The 4,273-nt window shown below is 54.9% G+C and carries 1 protein-coding gene; it reads right to left on the bottom strand.

The features are described from left to right. On the bottom strand, positions 1–4,273 hold a 4,273-nt coding region (locus PGS25_RS15395; RefSeq protein ID WP_270419399.1), incomplete at both ends, for an SNF2-related protein.

Raw genomic sequence — 4,273 nt, 5'->3', positions numbered from 1 at the left:
CTTCATGGATAAAAGCGATCTGGTCGGCAGGCATCCCCTGGGCAATGAGCTTCTGACGAATATCGTCATACACCGTAAAGGCCGGTTCCTGCTCCGGCAGAGGTACAGCGCCTTCCAGTGCGTGAAGCAGTGGATTATCCAGCGTTTTCGCCGCCTTGCTTGCAGGAGCTTTTGCCTGCGGGGTAGAAATATCACAGAACACCAGCTGGGTCAGCTTGTCAGCTTCGCCATCCCGCCAGATCTGCATGATGTTCTCCACACACTGATTGACCTTTGTGCCAGGTTCATCCGGCAGCATCTGGTTGACGATCCTCTGGTCCAGCCCCAGCTTGCGGCCATCCGAGGTAATTTTGAGCATATTGTCCTGGGACGGATCAACGGTTCCGCTGTGTACCAGCGATGCGCGCTCCGAAAGGGCCTTGACCATTTCCTGCTGATGTTCGGTGGGCTGCGCCACAACATTGTGGTATTCCACCTCTGGGGTAGGCAGATTCAGTTGGTCGGCGGTCTTGATGTCCGCCACTTCTTTGAACAGGTTCATCAGCTCAGGCAAGTTAAAGAACTTGCTGAATCTTGTTCTTGCCCGGTAGCCGGTTCCCTCCGGTGCCAGCTCCAATGCTGTGACGGTCTCCCCAAATCGGGAAGCCCAGCAGTCGAAGTGGGTCATGTTCAGCTCTTGCAGGCGTTCATATTGAAGATAACGCTGCATGGTGTAAAGCTCGGTCATGGAGTTGCTGACCGGTGTGCCGGTGGCAAAGATCACGCCACGGTTTCCAGTGATCTCATCCATATAGCGGCACTTGGCAAACATATCGGAGGATTTCTGCGCGTCCGATGTGGAAAGACCAGCCACATTCCGCATTTTTGTGTATAGAAACAGGTTTTTATAGTTGTGGGCCTCGTCCACAAACAAACGGTCCACACCCAGCTGCTCAAAAGTTACCACATCGTCTTTTCGCCCCTCGGCTTGCAGCTTTTCCAGTCTGGCTTCCAGCGACTTTCTGGTACGCTCCAGCTGCTTGACGGTAAAACGCTCACCGCCGCTGGCCTGCACCTCTGCGATACCCTCGGTGATCTCGTCGATCTGCTCATAGAGAAGCCTTTCCTGACGCTCCCGGCTGATGGGGATACGCTCAAACTGACTGTGTCCCATGATGATGGCGTCGTAGTCACCGGTCGCAATACGGGCGCAGAACTTCTTGCGGTTATGGGTCTCAAAGTCCTTTTTGGTTGTGACTAAGATGTTGGCAGAAGGATAGAGGCGCAGAAACTCCGATGCCCACTGCTCAGTCAGGTGGTTGGGAACCACAAAGAGAGATTTCTGGCACAAGCCCAGGCGTTTGGCTTCCATCGCAGCGGCCACCATCTCAAAGGTTTTGCCCGCGCCTACTTCGTGTGCCAGCAGGGTATTTCCGCCATACAGCACATGGGCGATAGCGCTTTTTTGGTGTTCCCGCAGGGTAATGGCCGGGTTCATGCCGCCAAAAGTGATATGGCTGCCATCATACTCGCGGGGACGGGTAGAGTTCATTTCTTCGTTATACTGGCGCACCAAAGTCTGGCGGCGCTCCGGGTCTCTCCAGATCCAGTCCCTAAAGGCTTCCCGGATAGCCTGCTGTTTTTGGGCAGCCAGAGTGGTCTCCTTGGCATTCAGCACGCGGCGCTCTTTTCCGTCTGCGTCCTCTATGGTGTCATAGATACGGACATCCCGCAGGTTCGGGCTATCCTCCAAAATCTTGTAGGCATTGGCACGGCTGGTTCCGTAGGTGGTGTAGGCTGCCACATCGTTGTAGGATACAGAAGATTTCCCCTTGATCTGCCATTCAGCAGTAAAGGAGGAATAGTTGGCCTCAATGCTGCGCTGGAGATAAACCGGGGTGTTGAAGGTCTCGTACATAAACTGCTGGATGTACTCCTTGTCAATCCAGGTAGCGCCCAGACGCACCTCGATCTCCGACGCATTCAGGTCTTTGGGCTGGGCGGCGGTAAGGGCTTCCACATTGACTGCATAAACCGGGTCCTGCTGTGCCGCCCTCTGTGCCTGACGCAGTTTGCGGCGTACATTGCCGGAAAGGTATTCATCAGCAGTCACATAATGGGGCGATCCGTCCTGTTCCAGCTGTCCCGGTACACGGAAGATCACACCTTGCAGTTCTCCCTCCAGTTCTTCTTTTGTTTTTCCGCTAAGCTGGCTCATATAGCCCATATCTACGCAGGCTTTTTCCGAGATGGACACCGCCAGTGCTTCGCTTGCCGTATCCACAGCAGCCACTGCCTGATGGGGCTTGATGGTCCGTTTGGTGAACATATCCGCCTTGCGCTCCAGCTTTCCGTCCTCGTCAATAACTTCCAGCGCACAGAGCAGGTAATAGGAAGAATCGTCTGCATAGGCCAGGCGGTTTGCACGGTCATTGATGAGACCGTATTTGGCAGAAAAGCTGTCATAGAGCCGGTTCAGTTCCGCCTGTTTTTGGGTAATGGTGCTGTCTGGAACCGCTGCATCCATCTGAAGGTCGATCAGTTCCTGCACACAATCACGCAGTCCCACAAGACCTTTCACGCGGGCTTCGGCGGTGGCGTTGAGGTCAGGGCGCACCATGCGGCTGTTTTCCCGGTAGTACACCTGTCCGTCTACAATGGCATAGGAATAGTTCTTCACATTGGGGTCGGCAGGAATGGAGGTGTCAATGGCTTCGCCTTCGCCCAGCTCCGGCAGCTCTGCCTCCTGATAAGTGCCATGAATGTACTTCACAGCATCATGCAGCTGGTCGGAAAGCTCCAGTCCCTCGATAGGGTTCACGGTGTAATCCATACCATGAGCAGTGCTTACCGGCTCCTGTCTGCCCAGCACCATTTCCGGGTGGTCGATAAAATACCGGTTGATGGCAAACCCATCCTGCGTCGTCGCGGACTGCGCCTGCTCGTTTCCGCCTTGCGGCGAAAAGCTCGCTTGCTCCGTCGCTCCTCCTTCTCCCACAAAGTCTTGCGACTTTGCGGGAACCCTGATAATGCCGGTCTGCGTCCACTCTGGTGCAATGTCCAGCGGACGGTCCCGCTTTTGGAGAAAGATAATGTCCGATACAACCTCGGCACCGGCATTCTTTTTGAACGCGTCATTAGGCAGACGGATCGCTCCCAGCAGCTCGGCACGCTGGGCAAGATAGCGGCGCACGGTGGAATCCTTGGCATCCATGGTATAGCGGGAGGTCACAAAAGCTACCACACCGCCGGGACGCACCTGATCCAGTGCTTTGGCGAAAAAGTAATTATGAATGTTGAAATTCAGCTTGTTGTAGGCTTTGTCATTGACCTGATACTGACCAAAAGGCACATTGCCGATGGCAAGGTCAAAGAAGTCCCGCCTGTCAGTGGTCTCAAAGCCGCCTACTGTGATGTCCGCCTTGGGATAGAGCTGCTTTGCGATACGCCCGGAAACCGGGTCAAGCTCCACACCGTACAAACGGCTGTTTCGCATTTCCTCCGGCAGCATACCGAAGAAGTTGCCCACACCCATAGATGGCTCCAAAATATTTCCGGTTTCAAAGCCCATGCGCCCCACCGCTTCATAGATGGCCTGAATGACCGTAGGGCTGGTGTAATGGGCGTTGAGGGTGGAGCTTCTGGCGGCGGCATATTCCTCCGGGGTCAGCAGCTCTTTCAGCTGGGCATACTCGGAAACCCATGCCGGTTTTTCCGGGTCAAAGGCATCTGAAAGACCGCCCCAGCCCACATAACGGGAAAGAATCTCCTGTTGTTCGGGGCTTGCCTGCTGTCCGGCAACTTCCAGCTCTTTCAGCAAACGAATGGCATTGATATTTGCCTGGAACTTGGCTTTTGGACCGCCTTCACCCAAATGCTCATCAGTGATACGGAAGTTCTGTGCATTGCGGCGCAGGTTAGCCTTGTATTCCTCATAGGAGGCTTCCTCGGCAGCTTTGGCATTGGGGAAGGTCTGCCACTGGCCGTTGACCTGAATGGAAACCGGGTGTTCATCCAGCACTTCCTCAAAGGTTTTCTCCGGCTCTGTTGCAGGGGCTGGCGGCTCTGGCTCCTCGATATGCAGCCGTTCCACCACCACATCATAAGGCAGATGGTTCTTATCGCCCGGATAGACGGCCACGGTCTCGGAATGAAAGGCTGGGGATTCGGCAGACGGTTGGGGCTGTTCTTGTCCAAAGCCATCCAGCTGACGGGTATACATCCCGCGCAACAAAGGCGCAACCTCATCCCAGCGGAAATACAGCATAGCCAGACGCTTTTCCTCTGCATCCAT

Origin of the sequence: Butyricicoccus sp. AM78-15b2TA, from assembly GCF_027665985.1 — a bacterium.
Classification (GTDB): domain Bacteria; phylum Bacillota; class Clostridia; order Oscillospirales; family Butyricicoccaceae; genus Agathobaculum; species Agathobaculum butyriciproducens.
Note: the sequence above shows the minus strand (reverse complement) of the source record. Positions and strands in the feature narration are given on the sequence as shown.